Annotated in this window: 13 protein-coding genes and 1 pseudogene; 13 read left to right on the forward strand and 1 reads right to left on the reverse strand. The window is 61.8% G+C overall.

All coding sequences use genetic code 11. The annotated features are described in order from the left end of the window. Nucleotides 1–52 precede the first annotated feature (52 nt). The 12 genes and pseudogenes from SD70_RS37060 to SD70_RS19715 all read left to right on the forward strand — a co-directional run bounded on the left by SD70_RS37060 (nucleotide 53) and on the right by SD70_RS19715 (nucleotide 15035). Entirely contained in the window at nucleotides 53–430 is a 378-nt protein-coding gene (locus tag SD70_RS37060; protein ID WP_052487652.1) for a hypothetical protein, read from the forward strand. Nucleotides 431–743: 313 nt separating this feature from the next. Continuing rightward, the gene (locus SD70_RS38300) at nucleotides 744–1697 is read left to right on the forward strand and encodes a putative amidoligase domain-containing protein (RefSeq protein ID WP_231571327.1); all 954 of its coding nucleotides are present in this window, start codon (nucleotides 744–746) and stop codon (nucleotides 1695–1697) included. Between the two features lie 64 nt (nucleotides 1698–1761). Further along, entirely contained in the window at nucleotides 1762–4542 is a 2781-nt protein-coding gene (gene mutS / locus SD70_RS19675) for a DNA mismatch repair protein MutS (protein WP_041049222.1), read from the forward strand. A 444-nt stretch (nucleotides 4543–4986) separates the two neighbouring features. Continuing rightward, on the forward strand, nucleotides 4987–5361 hold the full coding sequence (locus SD70_RS33660; protein WP_052487655.1) for a hypothetical protein: 375 nt from the start codon (nucleotides 4987–4989) through the stop codon (nucleotides 5359–5361). Beyond that, nucleotides 5264–6486: pseudogene (locus tag SD70_RS38305) on the forward strand (S41 family peptidase). Before SD70_RS33660 ends, SD70_RS38305 begins: the two are co-directional and overlap by 98 nt. Before the next feature lie 27 nt (nucleotides 6487–6513). Beyond that, on the forward strand, nucleotides 6514–8511 hold the full coding sequence (gene mutL, locus SD70_RS19685) for a DNA mismatch repair endonuclease MutL (protein WP_041049223.1): 1998 nt from the start codon (nucleotides 6514–6516) through the stop codon (nucleotides 8509–8511). A gap of 22 nt (nucleotides 8512–8533) precedes the next feature. Beyond that, the gene (locus SD70_RS19690; RefSeq protein ID WP_041049224.1) at nucleotides 8534–9307 is read left to right on the forward strand and encodes a class I SAM-dependent methyltransferase; all 774 of its coding nucleotides are present in this window, start codon (nucleotides 8534–8536) and stop codon (nucleotides 9305–9307) included. Next, complete coding sequence (gene miaA, locus SD70_RS19695) at nucleotides 9304–10245, forward strand: tRNA (adenosine(37)-N6)-dimethylallyltransferase MiaA (protein ID WP_041049225.1); 942 nt, start codon at nucleotides 9304–9306, stop codon at nucleotides 10243–10245. Before SD70_RS19690 ends, miaA begins: the two co-directional genes overlap by 4 nt. 84 nt (nucleotides 10246–10329) lie before the next feature. Next, a complete protein-coding gene (hfq, locus tag SD70_RS19700; RefSeq protein WP_041049226.1) occupies nucleotides 10330–10572 on the forward strand; it encodes an RNA chaperone Hfq in 243 nt (80 codons plus the stop codon). A 141-nt stretch (nucleotides 10573–10713) separates the two neighbouring features. Continuing rightward, nucleotides 10714–13380: a transglycosylase domain-containing protein gene (locus tag SD70_RS19705; RefSeq protein WP_052487658.1), complete on the forward strand. Its 2667-nt coding sequence runs from the start codon at nucleotides 10714–10716 to the stop codon at nucleotides 13378–13380. A 70-nt stretch (nucleotides 13381–13450) separates the two neighbouring features. Continuing rightward, complete coding sequence (locus tag SD70_RS19710) at nucleotides 13451–14179, forward strand: peptidylprolyl isomerase (protein ID WP_052487659.1); 729 nt, start codon at nucleotides 13451–13453, stop codon at nucleotides 14177–14179. A 193-nt stretch (nucleotides 14180–14372) separates the two neighbouring features. Further along, the gene (locus SD70_RS19715; RefSeq protein WP_041049251.1) at nucleotides 14373–15035 is read left to right on the forward strand and encodes an alpha/beta hydrolase; all 663 of its coding nucleotides are present in this window, start codon (nucleotides 14373–14375) and stop codon (nucleotides 15033–15035) included. On the opposite strand, the gene SD70_RS19720 is transcribed toward SD70_RS19715, so the two are convergent. After that, the gene (locus tag SD70_RS19720; protein WP_041049227.1) at nucleotides 15019–15792 is read right to left on the reverse strand and encodes a GNAT family N-acetyltransferase; all 774 of its coding nucleotides are present in this window, start codon (nucleotides 15790–15792) and stop codon (nucleotides 15019–15021) included. The genes SD70_RS19715 and SD70_RS19720 overlap by 17 nt on opposite strands. A 100-nt stretch (nucleotides 15793–15892) precedes the next feature. Between SD70_RS19720 and SD70_RS19725 the strand changes: the two genes are divergently transcribed. After that, complete coding sequence (locus tag SD70_RS19725) at nucleotides 15893–16897, forward strand: lipoate--protein ligase (protein WP_041049252.1); 1005 nt, start codon at nucleotides 15893–15895, stop codon at nucleotides 16895–16897. Nucleotides 16898–17009: the final 112 nt, after the last annotated feature.

The raw sequence follows: 17009 nt of genomic DNA on the forward strand, positions 1-17009 counted from the left end.
AGGCCATACAGCTGAGCAGTCAGTGAAGCTTGGGGAAGGCGGAGGAAGAACAATGAGCTTATTCGTACTACTTGATGGCGAAAATGAAGCGCAAGAGCTGACGCGGACGCTGCAGACAGCGCACGGAACGGAGCTGTCCGCCGGCGGCTTCGGCGGCCGTGCCGTCGTCTGGGGTGCCGCGCTCGCAAGGCGGCTGCAGCGGTTGCGTGCCAAGGGGACGTGGCCGCAGCGGGAGGGAGGGCCGCAGACGGCTGGCTCGCCTTGCCGCTGCTGCCTCCGGAGCCGCTGCGGCGGCTGCGGGCGCACGGCGTCGCCGCCGACGAGCGCACGTTCGGCGCCGGCGGCGAAGCCGAACTGCTGCGTCTCGGAGAGGCGCTGCGCGATTATCCGTACGTGTACCGCGTGCCGGTGTTTCACCTCGAACCGTTAACGTTGTTCCGGCTGGAGCATGAGGCGATGCTGACGGCAAGCGGGGCGTACCGCGCCCGGGCCGGTTCGCGGAGGTCGGACTTGCGGAGACGACCTACCTTAGCCAGCGCGCTCTGCGCGAGGCGGTCAAGGCACTGTATGCGCTCCGCCTCGACTACGGGGAAGCCGTCGTCGGCATCCGCTCGGGCGGACGGCTCGTCCTGCTCGACGTTTGGCCGGAGCCGGAGGCGCGCCGCCTCGGGCCGCTGTACGCCGAGGCGATCGGCCGCTACGCCGCCGGCTGGGCAGGCGAGCGGAAGCGCACGGAGCCGGCCATGCTCGGCTCCGATCCCGAATTCCTGCTCGTCAGCCCCGCAGGCAAAGTCGTCCCCGCTTCCCGCTACTTGGAGCGGGACGGCGAAGCCGGCTGCGATGCCATCGTGCTGCGCGGGCATCGCGTCATTACGCCGCTCGCGGAGCTGCGGCCGCGCCCGAGCCCGCAGCCGCGCCGCCTGGCGGCGAACTTGCACGGGGCGATGCGGCTCGCCGCCTCGCGCATCGGCGACGCCAGCCTGGCGTGGCTGGCGGGGGGAATGCCGCTCAAAGGGTTCCCCCTCGGCGGACACGTCCATTTCAGCCGCGTCTGGCTCAATTCGCACTTGCTGCAGGCGCTCGACCATTACCTCGCGCTGCCGCTCATGCTCATCGAAGCCGACGCGGACCGCAGGCGGCGGCCCCGCTACGGCTTCCTCGGCGACTTCCGCCGCCAGCCGCACGGCGGCTTCGAATACCGGACGCTGCCGAGCTGGCTGGCGACGCCGCTTATTACCGTCGGCGTCTTTGCGCTCGCGCGCGTCGTTGCCGACGGCTATCGCTCGCTGCCGAGCGTGAATCCGGGCGCGTCCGCGCTTGTACCGGCGGCGGCAGCACCGCAAGCGGCAGGCGCGGCAGGCGTTGCCGTCGGAGCCGGCGCCGGCAGCGGTGCAGCCACACGCACCGGTACCGTAGCTGAATGCGTCCGGGCCCCCGCCGCTCGCCCGCTCGACGACATCAGCTTGCTCGAAGCGTACTACAGCGGCGACAAGGCGGTCGTGCAGCCCGTCGTCGCCGGTCTGTGGCGCGAGCTCGAGCAGTTGCCGGGCTACGCCGAATTCGCCGCCTACCTCGATCCGCTGCGCGAGCGTACGCTGCGGATGGAGCCTTGGCGGGAGACGGACGATGTGCGCCGGGCTTGGAAAATTGCTCCCTTCGACGGCAAGCGCGCGACGGCGCCGGAATTCGTGCTATAATAGAACCGATTGCAAGATTTCCAGATTTATAGCAGCAGCTTTTCTGTGGGGGACTCGGAAACCGATGACGACATATACGCCGATGATGCAGCAATATTTGGCCGTGAAGGAGCAGGCGAAGGACGCGATTTTGTTTTTCCGCCTCGGCGACTTTTACGAAATGTTTTTCGACGACGCGCTCGAAGCGTCGCGCGAGCTCGAAATTACGCTGACCGGCCGCGACGGCGGGGCCGAGCAGCGCATTCCGATGTGCGGCGTGCCGTATCATTCGGCGGAATCTTACATAGCGAGACTTGTGGATAAAGGGTACAAAGTCGCGATCTGCGAGCAGGTCGAAGATCCGGCCGAAGCGAAAGGCGTCGTGCGGCGGGAAATCGTGCGCATCGTGACGCCGGGCACGGTGATGGACAGCCGCTCGCTGGAGGGCGGCGCCAACAACTACATTGCGGCGATTACGAAAGGCGGTTCCGGATACGGGCTGGCCGCTTGCGACATTACGACCGGCGAGCTGTACGTGACGGCGACCGGCGCTTCGCTCGAGCTGCTTGCCGACGAGCTGAATACGTACCGCCCGTCGGAAATCGTGGCGGGGGACGACGTGCTGGAGCTGTTTCGCAGCGAAGATAGCCCGCTCGCCGCTGCCAAGCCGGCGCCTGTGCTGACGCCGCGCACCAAGACGCCGGAAGACGCCGCGCTGCTCGCCGAGCATTTCGGCGCCGGGGAGACGGACGGGCTGCCTGACGTTAACGTCGAAGGCCTTTGCATCCTCGTCGGCTACTTGCGCGAGACGCAGAAGCGGGCGCTTGGCCACGTGAAGCACATTCGCCGCTACGAACCGAACCAATACCTCATTATGGACCCGTTCACGCGCCGCAATCTCGAGCTGACGGAGACGGTGCGCGAGCGCAGCCGCAAAGGATCGCTGCTGTGGCTGCTCGACCGCACGGTGACGGCGATGGGCGCGCGCATGCTGCGGCGCTGGATCGAGAAGCCGCTCATGAACAAAGGCGCGATCGAAGAGCGGCTCGAGGCGGTCGACGCCTTGTACCGCGGCCTTATAGCGCGCGAAGACGTGCGGCTTGCGCTGAAGGACGTATACGACCTCGAGCGGCTGGTCGGCCGTATCGCTTACGGCAGCGCCAACGCCCGCGATCTGCTGGCACTCGGCAAATCGCTGGCGCAAGTGCCGGCGGTAACGGAGGCGTGCCGTACGTCCGGCTCGGCGACGCTGAGCCGTCTGGCGGAGCAGATGGATCCGTGCGCGGATATCCGCGCCTGGATCGAAGCGGCCATCGTGGACGATCCCCCGGTATCGGTACGTGACGGGGGCATGATCAAGGACGGCTACGACGCCTTCCTCGACCAGCTGCGCGAAGCGGGACGGAACGGCCGCCAATGGATCGCCGAGCTGGAGCGCCAGGAGCGCGAAGCGACCGGGATCAAATCGCTGAAGATCGGCTATAACAAAGTGTTCGGCTATTTTATCGAAGTGACCAAGGCGAACATGGGCGCATTGCCGGAAGGCCGTTACGAGCGCAAGCAGACGCTGGCCAACGCCGAGCGTTACGTGACTCCCGAGCTGAAGGAAAAAGAGGCGCTCATTCTCGAAGCGCAGGACAAAATGGTCGACCTCGAGTACGAGCTGTTCGCCGCCTTGCGCGACCGCATCGCCGCCCACATCCCGCGCCTGCAGCGGCTCGCCGAGCGGCTTGCGGCCGTCGACGCGCTGCAATCCATGGCCGCCGTCTCGGCAGCGCGCCATTACCGGCGACCGGAAGTGACGGACGGCTACGACCTGGTCGTGAAGCTGGGCCGCCATCCGGTCGTCGAAGCGGTGATGACGAACGGGGCGTTCATCGCCAACGACACCGGACTTACGAAGCGGGAAAGCTCGATGCTGCTTATCACCGGGCCGAACATGGCCGGCAAGAGTACATACATGCGCCAAGTCGCCGTCATTTGCCTGATGGCGCAAATCGGCTGCTTCGTGCCGGCGGAGGAAGCGACGGTTCCGCTCGTCGACCGCATTTTCACGCGGATCGGCGCGGCGGACGACCTGATCGGCGGACAGAGCACGTTCATGGTCGAAATGATGGATATTCAGGTCATGACGGAGAAAGCGACACCGCGCTCGCTCGTCATTATCGACGAGCTCGGCCGGGGGACGTCGACGGGCGAAGGGATGGCGATCGCGCAGGCGGTCATCGAGTTTTTGCACGATCAGGTCGGCTGCAAAACGCTCGTTTCGACGCATTTTCACGAGCTCGCGCATCTCGAGGACAGCCTGGAAGGCCTGCGCAACGTGTGCATGGCCGTCAAGGAGAGCGGTCGCGACGTCACGTTTCTGCGCAAGCTCGTTCCCGGTGCGGCAAGCACGAGCTACGGCATCTATTGCGCGCAAATCGCCGGCTTGCCGGAGTCGATCATCGCCCGCTCGTACGAGCTGCTCAGTACCTTCGAGGCGCGCAGCGCATGGACTGGCCCGGAGGCTGCAGGTACACCTTCCGCGCCCGGCGTGCGGGACAAGCTGCCTCCGGCGGGAGCAGCGGCCGAAGCCGTGCCCGCCGCCTATGGCGCGCAGGCTGAGGAAGAGGCGGTGGCGTCTGCCTCAGCAGTTACAGCGCCGCAGACGGCGCCCGCGGATACTGCGGCCGGTCAAGCCGCTGCCGTCGTGCAGCTCAGCCTGTTTCCGGAAAATGCGGACAAGCCCGGGCGCAAGAAGCACGACGCCCGCGCCGAGCAGGTGCTCGAGCAGCTGAAGCACGCCGATCTCATCAACATGACGCCGCTTCAGGCGCTGAATATGATCTACGATTTGAAGCAGAAGCTGCAGGACGGGCGGTAGTCGATCTGCAACCTTAAAGCGCCTTACTGCGTTTTGTACAAGTGCCTCACAGCGATTTATAGCGTCTTGTAACCGTTCTTGGGGCGTTTTTTGCGTCTTGAAGGTTTTGTAACGGCAGGTGTATAACGCTTATTTAGCTTCGCCAGCACGCTGCAGTCGCACTTTGTGCACTCGCATCAGCTGTTTTCGCGGAATCGGCTTCTTTAATTGCTCCTAGCGCAGCAACAGTGTCCGACTGGGTCCAACTGCGGAAAGTTACGTTTGCAGCTGCTCAAAAAGCACTTGCACAGCCGATTTTCCGAAATGTCATGCTGAAGTTGCCCAGAGTGCACTTGCAGCACAGCATGACGAAGCACAGTGAGCCTAACGCACCTTAGCAAACGCACATTTACATAACGCAACGTAAACGTAACAACCATCACTCGCCCCGGAAGGAGCCGTACTATGCATTCCTTACATCCGATAGACCGACCGCAACAAAACGCTGCCGCCGCCCGCAAGAGCCGCGTCGTCGCGCGCCCGCTGCTCGTCTCCGCGCTCGCGCTGGCGCTTGCCTCCGTCCCGGGGGCGGCACTGGCCGAGGACGCCTCGCAGACGATCGCGGCCGAGCAGCTGCAGGACCGGGATACGGTGCTCGATCTGCTCAGCCGGCTGCACGTCAGCGGCACGCCGCGCTCGGCTTTGGAGAAATTGACGGTTCCCGGCATGATCGAGGCGCTTCATGATCCGTACACCGTTTACTTCGACAAATCCGAACTGCAAAACTTCAATAATTACATCGAGCAGAGCTACGTCGCATCGGCGCGGTCGTCGGCGTAGACGATGCCGGGGTTTATATCGGCCGCGTCGTGCCGAACTCTCCGGCAGAGGCGGGCGCCTGAAGCGCGACGACTATATCGTCGCCGTAGACGGCAAACCGGCCAGCACAACGTCGACATCGGATGTCGTCAAGACCATTCTCGGCCCGGAAGGGACGCAAGTGACGGTCACCGTGAAGCGCGGCGAGACGACGAAAGACTTCAAGCTGACGCGCAAACAAATCCAGCTGCCTGTCGTCACTTCCGGCCTCGTGCAGCCGACCGTAGGCTACATTCGGCTGACGGACTTCTCCAGCGACGCCGGCACGAAATTCGCCGCACAGCTGGGCGATCTGGTCAAAAAAGGGGCCAAGTCGCTCGTCATCGATTTGCGCGACAATCCGGGCGGCTGCTTGCAAGCGCCAAGACGATCGCCGAGCAGTTCGTGCAAAGCGGAGTGCTGATCCATACGAAAGACCGCAACAACGAAGACGACCCGGTCGAGCTGCACGGCCAGAAACGCGATATGCCGGTCACGATTCTCGTCAACGAGAATAGCGCCAGCGCCTCCGAGGTCGTTACCGGAGCGCTGCGCGACTACGGCGTCGCCAAAGTCGTCGGCACGAAAACGTACGGCAAAGGCAGCGTCCAGTCCGTGTTCGATTTGCCGAGCGGCGGGGCGCTCAAAGTGACCGTGCAGGAATATTTGACACCGAAGCTGACCAAGGTGAATAAAGTCGGCCTCACGCCGGATTTTCCAGTAGAAGGGGATGCGGCGCAGCTCATTGCCGCTCTTCGCATTGCGGGACTAAGCGACTTGACGCTCAAGGCGGACAAGCACAGGCTGAACGTCAACGGCTTCGACGTGGACGATCCGTTCCCGGTGCTGCGCCAGGACGGTCACGTGTACGCTCCGACGCGGGCCGTTACGTCGCTGCTGCGGGGAGTTGTCGTCTGGAACGGAGATGTCCGCTCGGTCGACGTCACGGCGCACGGCACTCATGCGGCTTATAGCGAGTCCGGCCACGACCTCATCCTGAAAGACGGTTCGAGCTTCGTCGATCTGGACGCCGTGCGCGCGTCTTTCCCGGAGCTCGATTATCAAGACGCAAACGGCACGCTGACAGTGCATGCCAAGCAGCCGTAAGCTGCGCTACTGTAAGGAGGCGACCGAATGGGCATCATTAAACTGCTGGACGAGCAGCTCGCCAACCAGATTGCCGCCGGCGAAGTCGTAGAGCGGCCGTCCTCCGTCGTCAAGGAGCTCGTGGAAAATGCCGTCGACGCCGGTTCGACCCGCGTCGACGTCACGATCGAGGAGGGCGGGCTGCAGCTGATCCGCGTCGCGGACAACGGCTCCGGCATCGAGGGGGACGACGTCGAAACGGCGTTTTTGCGCCATGCGACCAGCAAAATCGCGACCAGCAAAGATTTGTTCGCGATCCGCACGCTCGGCTTTCGCGGCGAGGCGCTGCCGAGCATCGCCGCCGTCTCCAAGCTGAGCTGCACGACGTCGGCGCGGACGGACGGCCTCGGACGCCGCATCGTCATCGAAGGCGGCACGGTCCGCGAAATAGCCGACGCCGCCGCCGAGCGGGGCACGGACATCGCCGTGCGGGAGCTTTTCTACAATACGCCTGCCCGCCTGAAATATATGAAGTCGATTCAGACGGAGCTCGGCCATGTGTCCGACTATTTGTACCGGCTTGCTATTGCGCATCCGCATATCGCTTTTACGCTCAAGCATAACGGGCATACGCTGCTGCAGACGCTCGGCTCGGGCGACGGGCGGCAAGCGCTCGCCGCCATTTACGGCACGGCGCTCGCCAAGCAGCTCGTGGAAGTAAGCGGAGAGAGCATCGATTACAAGTTGAGCGGCTGGATTGCGAAGCCGGAAGTGACGCGCGCGAATCGCGGCGGCATTACCGTCATCGTGAACGGCAGATACATTCGCAATTACGCCCTGAACCAAGCGTTGCTGCAAGGCTACCACACGCTGCTTCCGATCAACCGGTTTCCGGTGGCGGCGCTGCGCATCGAGATGGATCCCGTGCTCGTCGACGTCAACGTACATCCGTCGAAGCTTGAGGTCCGTTTCAGCAAAGAAGCGGAACTGATGGAGCTCATCGAACATTCGGTGCGGAACGCGCTCGGCAATCAGGTGCTCATCCCGCAAATTGCCAAGCCTGCAGCGGAGAAGCCGTTCGTCGTACAGGAGCAGCTGACGCTGTACCGGCCGGAGCCTGCCGGGCCGCCGGCGCAGGACGGCGCAACGGTCCCGCTGCAGCCTTCTGCCGGCGTGCGGACCGCGTCCGCAGCGCCTTGGGACGGCTTGCCGGAAGGCAAGTTGCAGCATCCCGGCGAAGAAGGTAGAATGGGAATCGTTAACAGTTCTTACTTATCCGGAAGCAGCCAAGGGGCGGCATCGCAGCGACCGCGAGAGATGCAGCAGGCGTACCGTCAACAGCAGCCATATCAGCAGCAATCCGAGCCGGGCGGCGCATCGCTGCGGCAGGCGGCGGAGGCGCTGAATCGGGCGATGCAGCCGGCGAGCGGGGATGGCGTCAACGCACCGGCCGCGCTGCCCGCTTTTCCGCGGCTGCAGCCGATCGGACAGCTGCACGGCACGTATATCGTGGCGCAGAACGAGGACGGTTTGTTCCTGATCGATCAGCATGCCGCACATGAACGAATCAACTACGAATACTACTACGACAAATTCGGCAAGCCGGCTGACGCCAGCCAGGAATTATTGATGCCGTTAACTTTCGAGTTCACCTCCGCCGAGGCCGAGCGTCTGCGCGGCGCGCTGCCGATGCTGGCACAGGTCGGCGTGGCGATGGAACCGTTCGGCGCGAACGCTTTTCTCGTCCGTTCGCTGCCGCACTGGTTCCCGCCCGGGGAAGAACAGGAAGTCGTAGATGAGATGTGCGGCTGGCTGCTGGAAGGCAAGCAAGCGGTCGATATCGCCAAGGTGCGGGAGAAGGCCGCGATTTTATGCTCCTGCAAAGCGTCGATCAAGGCGAACCAGCGGCAAAGCGTGTCCAGTCTGGAAGCGCTGCTCGACAGGCTCGCCGCCTGCCGCAATCCGTACACGTGCCCGCACGGGCGCCCGATCGTCGTCAGCTTCTCGACCTACGAACTGGAAAAAATGTTCAAACGAGTCATGTAACACCACAAGAGGAAGTGCCGCTTTGATCGTCACGACATCCTACGAACCGACTGCCGAACTTGCTCGTGAGGCGCGCGAAGCTGCGGCCGCGCTCGGCGCCGCGTATGCCCCGCGCGGGCGCAGCTCGCTTAGCCAGCTGTTGGCGAAGCACGGCGAGAGCGAGCTTCTGCTCGTGGCAAAAGGCGGGCTGCAGCTCATCCGCGGCGGCGAGCCGCCGCTGTTTTTTCACCCGAGCATGGCGATGATCCGGCTCAAAAGGCTGCAGCGCGGCGAATCCGACCCGCTGCTGGCCGCCTCCCGCCTCGCGCCGGGCGACACCGTGCTCGACTGCACGGCGGGCCTCGCCGCCGACGCCATCGTCTTCGCCTACGGCGCCGGCGAGAGCGGCTCCGTCACCGCGCTCGAAAGCGAGCCGGTCATCGCGCTGCTCGTCGCCAGCGGGCTCGCCAGCTACGAGCTCGGCGACGCTGACCTGACGGCCGCGCTGCGCCGCGTCCGCGTGCTGCGGACCGACCATCTCGCGTATTTGCGCGAGCAGCCCGCTCGGAGCGTCGACGTCGTTTACTTCGACCCGATGTTCCGGCGGCCGATCGAAGCTTCGGCGTCGCTCTCGCCGCTGCGCGAGCTGGCCAACGCGAGCCCGCTCGCGGCGGAAGCGATAGCCGAAGCAAGGCGCGTCGCGCGCAAGACGATTGTGCTCAAAGAGCAGAAGGACAGCGCGGAATTCGCCCGGCTCGGCTTCGTCAAGGTGATCCCGACGGCGCGCAAGCTGGCATACGGGGTGATCGAATTATGATGAAGCCGCCGCTGCTTATCGTGCTGGGCCCGACGGCTGTCGGCAAGACGAAGCTGAGCCTGGAGCTCGCGCTGCGGTATAACGGCGAGATCGTTTCCGGCGATTCGATGCAGGTGTACCGCGGCATGGACGTCGGCACGGCCAAGGCGACGCCGCAGGAGCGGGCGCTCGTGCCGCACCACCTGATCGACATTCACGATCCGGACTATCCGTTCTCCGTCGCCGAATTTCAGCAGCTCGCGCACGAAGCGATCGCGGATATAGCCGCGCGCGGCAAGCTGCCGATGCTCGTGGGCGGAACGGGCCTCTATATCGAATCGCTGTGCTACGGCTTCGAATTTACCGATGTCGGCATTGACGAACGCTACCGCCGCGAGCTGGCAGATTATGCCGAAGCGCACGGCGACGAAGCGCTCCACGCCAAGCTGCACGCCGTCGATCCGGCGTCCGCGGCCAAGCTGCATCCGAACGACCGGCGCCGCATAATTCGCGCGCTGGAAATCGAGCGGCTGTCAGGAAAACCGCTCAGCGAGCACCTCGCCGGACAGAAGAAGGAATCTCCTTACGAATGCTGTTTCATCGGGCTTACGATGGAACGCGAAGCGCTGTACCGGCGCATCGACCAGCGCGTCGACGCGATGCTGGCGGAAGGGCTTGTGGACGAGGTGCGGCGTTTGCTCCGCGCCGGTTACACCTCGGAGCACATCTCGATGCAGGGGATCGGCTATAAGGAAATCGCCGCCTACCTTGCCGGCGAAGTTTCGCTGGAAGAGGCGGCCAGCACGCTGAAACGGAATACGCGCCGTTTTGCCAAGCGCCAGCTGTCCTGGTTCCGCCACATGCGGGACATCCACTGGATCGACGTGACGCATGCGCAAAATTTTTTTGAGCAAGTTCGTTATATCCATGGTATACTAGCAGGAAAGTTCGGCATGTAACGCGAATACCTTTGGTAATGACGACTTGTCCGCAGCCATGAAGCTGACGCCTGCGGGCGTTCCAAATAGAAAGGGGAACCACGAGTGAATAAATCGATCAACATTCAGGACAATTTTTTGAACCAGCTGCGGAAGGAGAACATCCCCGTTACGGTCTATTTGACGAACGGTTTCCAGATCCGCGGAGTGATTCGCGCTTTTGACAATTTCACGATCGTCATCGACAGCGACGGCCGCCAGCAGATGGTATACAAGCACGCCATCTCCACATTTACGCCGCAGCGCGCCGTTTCGCTCCAAGTGCAGGACAGCGCGGGCGACGATTGAGAAGCGCCGGGTGCAACTTTCCGGCCACGGAAACCGTCTAACTGCATAGACAATACGAAGGAGCAACCCGGAAGCGGGTTGTTCTTTTGTTGACAAACCGGGAGCAATCCCGAGAGCGATACGGAAGCGGAGGGAAGCGTCATGGCAACACCACCGAAGCAAATCCCGAAACCGGCAGCCGGTACGAAGAAGGGGAAGGCCCCGACGAAGAAACGGAAAGGAATCCGCTGGGGACGGCTCGTCCTCGGGGCTTTCGCGACGGCCATCATCGCGATGATTTGCGCGCTCGGCATTTATATGTTTTTTATCGTTAACGGCAATAAAATTTTGAATGCGAATATGAACAAGCTGCTCGACGTCGACGAATCGTCGATTATTTATGACGTTAATAATCAGGAGGCAACGACGCTGAAACGCGGCGTCAACCGCGAAGTCGTAGAGGCGAAGGACATTCCGGAGAAAGTGCGGGACGCCTTTATCGCCACGGAAGACCGGCGCTATTACAACCATTTCGGCGTCGACTTTTATTCGCTCGGCCGGGCGCTGGTGAAGGACGTCGTCGCCCGCAGCGCGGTCGAAGGCGGCAGCACCATTACGCAGCAGCTGGCCAAAAACGTGTTCACGAACTCGGAGAAAACCGCGTTCCGCAAAGCGACCGAAATGTCGATTGCGATCGCTATCGAGGAGAAGTTTACGAAAGACAAAATTCTTGAGCTTTATTTGAACCGCATTTATTTCGGCAACGGCGCCTACGGCATAAAAGCTGCGGCGAAGACGTATTTCGGCGTGTCCGACCTGAATGCGCTCGATACGTGGCAAATAGCGACGCTGGCGGCGATGCCGAAAGCGCCGAGCGTGTACAATCCGATCGACAATCCGCAAAAATCGCGCGAGCGGCGCGCCGTCGTGCTGCAGCTCATGGAAGATCAGGGCTACATTACGGAGCAGGAGCGCGCCAAGGCGGCAGCGGTCGAATATACGCCGCGCCCGATTGCGAAAAATCAAGATTACGCCGCGTTTACGGATACGGTCATGGAAGAAGCGCAAGACGTCTACGGCATATCCGAAGACGAGCTGCTCAGCAACGGCTACAAAATTTACACGACGCTGGATACGAAGGCACAAAAAATCGCCGAGCAGACGTACGAGCAAGATAAGTTTTTCCAGAAGAACGCGTCCGACGGGCAAAAGATCCAAAGCTCGATGGCGATCGTAAACAACAAGGACGGCGGCATCGTTGCGATTGTCGGCGCGCGCGGTTACAAGACGAAAGATTTGAATCTGGCGACGAGCAACCCGCGCCAGCCCGGCTCTGCGTTCAAGCCGATCGCCGTCTACGGTCCGGCGCTGGAGAGCGGCAACTATACGCCGTACTCGCTGCTGACCGACGAGCAGCAGTCGTACGGAAACTATTCGCCCCGCAACTATGACGGCGTCTATCGGGGCAAAGTGAGCATGCGGGATGCGGTGGCGCAGTCGATCAACGCGCCGGCCGTCTGGCTGCTGAACGAGCTCGGACCGAGCAAGGGGATGGAATTCGCGCAAAAGCTCGGCATCCAGCTCGACCCGAAACACGACCGAAACTTGGCCATCGCCCTCGGCGGCCTGTACAAAGGGGCTACTCCGCTGCAAATGGCAACGGCCTACTCGGCGTTTGCAAACGGCGGTTACTGGTACACGTCGCACACGATCGTCAAAATTCTCGATGATAAAGGAAACGAAATCGCGGCGTACAAGCCGCAAAAAAATACGGCGATGTCGGCCAAAACGGCCTACTATATGACGCTTATGCTGCAAGGCGTCGTCCAGTACGGCACCGGCACGTCGGCGAAATTCGACCGCCCGCTTGCCGGCAAGACGGGAACGACGAATCTTGACCTGAAAGGGCTCGAAAAGTATAACCGCGACGTATGGATGGTCGGCTATACGCCGGAATGGACGACCGCCGTCTGGGAAGGGTTCCTCGTCACCGACGAGAAGCATTACGTGACCGTCGGCAGCGGCGGACCGGCTGTTATTTTCAAGGAAGTGATGTCGAAGGCACTGGCCGGCAAGCCGCCTAGCCAGTTCCAGAAGCCTGCCGGCGTTCCGGATCCGGAGCAGCCGCCGAATGCGATTTCCGATTTGACGGCGGCATACGATCCGGTGAAGAGCGGCGTCACGCTCAATTGGACCGCATCCGGCGGCAACGTGCAGTACCAGGTGTTCCGCAAAGGCTCCAAAGACGCAGACTTTACGAAGCTGCTCGATTCGGCGCAGGCGAACGTATTGGACTTTACCGTGCAAAAAGGCGAGACGTACGAATATTACGTCACCGCCTTGAATACGGACACGAATATGAACAGCGACAAATCGAACGTGGCCGCCGTTGCCGTACCGGCGGACGCCGCAACGCTGCCGCCTTTGCCAGGCGATAAGACAGGGGCAGGCGGCACGGATAATAATGGCGGCAAAGGCAACCCTAATGGCGGTAAGAACGGTTCCGGCGGCACCGGAGGCGGCGGAACGGGAACTAGCGGCGCAGGTACCGGAAATGGCACCGGCACGAACGGCGGCACCGGTACAGGTACAAACACCGGGACTGGAACGAACGGAGGAGCCGGAACCGGAACGGGCACGAATGGCGGAACAGGAATCGGAACAGGCATCGGAACGAATCCCGGCGGGACCGGAACAGGCACTGGCGCCATAGGTACAGGCGGTTCTACGGGAACAGGCGGGGGGACCGGAGGAGCCGGCAGCGGCGCGGACAAAGGTGCCGGCGCCGGCACTAACCCGCCCGGGAACGCGGGAGCTGGCGGCGGTTAACATTCGCATGGCGCATCCGGAGAGCGAAATACCGATAAACTAACATTCGCGAAAGGCAGGAACTATAGTCATGAAGCGCGTTTCCGATTTCCATACGCCAGAGCGCAGGCGCATCCGCCCGTTAGCCCTGAAGCTGGCGGCAGCTGTAACTGTTGCCGCATTGCTGCTTGCGGGCTGCGGCAACAAACCGAACGCCGGAGGCGCCGCCGCTGGCGGCACCGGTACTGCGTCGAGCGGGGCGGCAGCCGGACAACAGGCGAAGGCGAAAAGCTGGAGCTCGCCACCGGCGATGCAGATCGACACGAACAAATCGTATGAAGCGGAAGTAACGACGTCCAAAGGCACGTTCACCATTCAACTGTTTGCCAAAGACGCGCCGAAGACGGTCAACAACTTCGTATTTTTATCGAAGCAAGGATTTTATGACGGCGTCATCTTCCACCGAATTATCAAAACGTTCATGGTCCAGACCGGCGATCCGAACGGCAACGGTACCGGCGGTCCCGGGTACAAGTTCGATGACGAGAAGACGCCGTATAAGAACTACGAGCCAGGCATCGTGGCGATGGCCAACGCCGGACCGAACACGAACGGCAGCCAATTTTTCATCTGCACCGGTTCGGATGCCGCGGCGTCGCTCAACCCTCGCCCGAACTACACCGTCTTCGGCAAAGTAAGTAAAGGGATGGACGTCGTGCAAAAAATCGCCGATACGCCGGTTCAGCCGAGCCCGCGCGGAGAACTGAGCTCGCCGACCGAGAAAGTAACGATTAACAGCGTTAAAATTATAGAGAAATAATCAGGCTGCCCAAGAAAGGCGGAGCGGAGGATGGGGATGTGGGCCTATGAACGAAGCGTGCGCCTTTGAAATCGTGTTCCAACCATATATTCCGATGCATTGGAACACGAGTTCAATGAAGCCGGAGACCCGCATTCTCAGGTCCGCATCGCAGCCATACTTTCTTGAGCAGCCTGAACCGGAGGAAAACGGTATGGGGAAGACGGCATTGCTGCTCCACGGCTTTACCGGGGGGCCGTACGAACTTGAACCGCTGGCCGCCGAGCTGGAGCGAACCGGCGTGCGCTGCGTGCTCCCGCTGCTGCCGTGGAACGGTTCCCAGCTGGAGAAAACGGAGCGCGTCCATTGGTCGGACTGGGTGCAGGCGGCGGAGGCAGAGGCGAGACAGCTTGCTTCCGAAGCCGAGCCGTTTGACTGCATCGGCTTCTCGATGGGAGGGCTGCTCGCCGCATACATCGCGACGCGCTATCCGGTGCGCAAGCTCGTGCTGTTAAACGCCGCAGTCATTTACGTCAGCCCGCATTTTGCGCGGGGGTTCGCCGAGCGCTTCCGCCAGGGGGACCGCAGCCATTGGAACAAGATGCGCGGTACGCCATTCCGGGCGACGTGGCAGTTTACCCGGCTCGTGAAGCATTTGAAGCCGGAGCTGCCGAAAGTTACGGTGCCGACGTTGATTGCGCAAAGCGAGCTGGATCAAGTCGTTCACCCGCTCAGCGCGCGATATTTGTACGGCAAGCTGTCCGGACCGCGGGAGCTGCGCTACTTTCCGAAATCGAGCCACATGATTTGCCAAGGTCCGGAAGCCGCCGATTTGTGCCGCGCCGTCGCGCACTTTCTCGCTAAGGATCAAGCTTGATCCGGTAATGATAGCCGTATGCCGGGATAAAGCCAAAACGTCTGTACAATCGTATGGCCGGCTCGTTATTTGCAACTACCTGCAAATAGAGCCGGTCTATTTGTTGTTCCGCACAACATTCGGCGACGCTCGCCATAAGCGTTTTGCCGAGGCCTTGCCCGCGCAGCCGCTCGTCGACAGCTACGTTGATAACGCCTCCCCAGCCCTGTTCGCCGACGACCGTCGCGACCGCGACCGCCGTACGTTGCTGCAGCAGGGTAAAGTAGCGCGTTCCCGCCGGCATGCGCTCGAGCAGTCCTTGATAAAATGGGAGCCGCTCCGGCGGAAACTGTTCCAGCCGGATGAAGTCGTCAAGCCACTCATCGTCGGCATGAGACGACACTTGGAGCCGCACATCCTCATGCCGTACCTTGCTGCTGTCCCTGGCCACCGCCGCAGCTGTCTCGGTCTCGGCTATCATGAGCAGGCACGGGGTTTCCTTCGCATAGCCGTGCCGGTCCAGCAGTTCGTCCAACCGCTCCGGCGACCCGTCTGTCACCTGGAACGTCGGAGTCAGTCCGCGCGAGAGATAGAACGCCTCGACGCGCTGCAGCCAATCCCCGTCGGACGGCTCGTCCCCGGCCGTCAGCACGCTGTTTGCCCGCTTTGTGACGCCGCCTGAGGCGCGCAGCAGCCAGCCGCCGAGCGGAACGTTTTCCGCCGCCGGCCATGTCCGCGCCGCCCGCGCTTCCAGCCGGCGAATGTCGTCGATATCCATATTGCTCATTCCTTTACCGCAAGGATATGCCGATTGTACCTTACCTGCGGTTTTCGTTACAATAGATTCGATCAAACATGCGGAAAGGAAATTGTCCATGCTGCTCTTCATCGACAACGCCGGCATCCACGATCCGACGGTCAACCTCGCGATCGAAGAATACGCGCTCCGCCATTTGCCGGAGGAGCACGACTATTTGCTCTTTTACATCAACGAACCGTCCATCATTATCGGCAAAAATCAAAACACGCACGAGGAGATCAACGCCGAGTACGTAGAAAGAAACGGCATCCATGTCGTGCGGCGCCTGTCCGGCGGCGGAGCCGTCTATCACGACCTTGGCAACTTGAATTACAGCTTCATCACGAAAGACGACGGCCAGTCGTTCCACAATTACCGCAAGTTTACGGAGCCGGTCACCCAGGCATTGCGGCGGCTCGGGGTCGAGGCGGAGCTGACGGGGCGCAACGACATCCAGGTCGGCGAACGCAAAATATCCGGCAACGCCCAATTCGCCACGAAGGGCCGGATGTTCACGCACGGCACGCTGCTGTTCGATTCGCAGATCGAAAACGTCGTCAGCGCGTTAAACGTCGACCCGCAAAAAATTCAGTCCAAAGGAATCAAATCGATCCGCAGTCGCGTCGCGAACATTCGCGAATTTCTCGAGCGTCCGATGACGGTCGAGCAGTTCCGCACTGCTTTGCTGGAATCGATTTTCGGTTGTCCGGCTTCGGAAGTGCCGCAAGTGCAACTGACGGAGGAGCATTGGGAGGGCATCCGTCTTCTGTCGGAACAGCGTTACCGAAGCTGGGATTGGAACTACGGGAAGTCCCCGAAAGCGAACATCCGCCACAACAAGCGGTTCGAAGGGGCGGGCACGATTGACGCGCGCCTCAGCGTTGAGGGCGGCCGCATTGCCGAAATCCGCTTGTTCGGCGATTTTTTCGGCACGGCTGACGTGAAGGAGCTGGAGCGGAAGCTGGAGGGAGCAGCGTATGAGCGCGGCGCACTCGAGGAGGCGCTGCAAGGCATCGACGTAGCAGCGTATTTCGGACGAGTGGACAAGTCCGCCTTCCTCGATTTGCTGCTGCTGGGCGTATAAGCGCCGCTTTGCGGAAATAAAAGCATTTCCCGGGCAAGCGCAAGAACCGACAGGTCGCGAGAGAACCGTCGAAACAAGGTCGACATGTCGAATTATAAAAGGCAGCGCGGAG

Source organism: Gordoniibacillus kamchatkensis (genome assembly GCF_000829455.1).
GTDB lineage: Bacteria > Bacillota > Bacilli > Paenibacillales > NBRC-103111 > Gordoniibacillus > Gordoniibacillus kamchatkensis.

Excerpts from the sequence above, each read along its gene's own strand:
- mutS (WP_041049222.1), top strand. The coding sequence starts at position 1,762 with ATGACGACATATACGCCGATGATGCAGCAATATTTGGCCGTGAAGGAG.
- SD70_RS19715 (WP_041049251.1), top strand. The coding sequence starts at position 14,373 with ATGGGGAAGACGGCATTGCTGCTCCACGGCTTTACCGGGGGGCCGTAC.
- mutL (WP_041049223.1), top strand. The coding sequence starts at position 6,514 with ATGGGCATCATTAAACTGCTGGACGAGCAGCTCGCCAACCAGATTGCC.
- SD70_RS19705 (WP_052487658.1), top strand. The coding sequence starts at position 10,714 with ATGGCAACACCACCGAAGCAAATCCCGAAACCGGCAGCCGGTACGAAG.
- SD70_RS38300 (WP_231571327.1), top strand. The coding sequence starts at position 744 with ATGCTCGGCTCCGATCCCGAATTCCTGCTCGTCAGCCCCGCAGGCAAA.
- miaA (WP_041049225.1), top strand. The coding sequence starts at position 9,304 with ATGATGAAGCCGCCGCTGCTTATCGTGCTGGGCCCGACGGCTGTCGGC.
- SD70_RS19720 (WP_041049227.1), bottom strand. The coding sequence starts at position 15,792 with ATGGATATCGACGACATTCGCCGGCTGGAAGCGCGGGCGGCGCGGACA.
- SD70_RS19710 (WP_052487659.1), top strand. The coding sequence starts at position 13,451 with ATGAAGCGCGTTTCCGATTTCCATACGCCAGAGCGCAGGCGCATCCGC.
- SD70_RS33660 (WP_052487655.1), top strand. The coding sequence starts at position 4,987 with ATGCATTCCTTACATCCGATAGACCGACCGCAACAAAACGCTGCCGCC.
- SD70_RS37060 (WP_052487652.1), top strand. The coding sequence starts at position 53 with ATGAGCTTATTCGTACTACTTGATGGCGAAAATGAAGCGCAAGAGCTG.